The 223-nt window shown below is 40.4% G+C and carries 1 protein-coding gene; it reads right to left on the bottom strand.

Annotation, left to right across the window (positions count from 1 at the left end; translation table 11 throughout):
• A partial coding sequence (locus tag ACGF49_RS25385) for a type VI secretion system baseplate subunit TssF (RefSeq protein ID WP_387493606.1) occupies window positions 1-223 on the bottom strand: 223 nt, incomplete at both ends.

Here is a 223-nt window from a genome sequence, read left to right as displayed (position 1 = left end):
ATTCGCTGCTAATACATAACGCGATTTGCCCTTTTCAAATGTTATCGGTTTTGTTCTTGCCGGAGCCAGGTTAATAACGGGTACGCAATGGGGAATAAATGCGGGTGTAATGTCCTCGATGGGAATGTTACGGTCAAATTCTAGAATAATGGTAAATTGCTTATCTTCTCCCAAAGGGAGCTCAGCGATTTCTTCCGATAAATCAAATGACATAAAGTCATTA

This window comes from Photorhabdus sp. RM96S (assembly GCF_042879335.1).
Taxonomy (GTDB): domain Bacteria; phylum Pseudomonadota; class Gammaproteobacteria; order Enterobacterales; family Enterobacteriaceae; genus Photorhabdus; species Photorhabdus kayaii.
The sequence above is the reverse complement of the archived record's forward strand: the minus strand, read 5'-3'. Positions and strand labels throughout refer to the sequence as shown.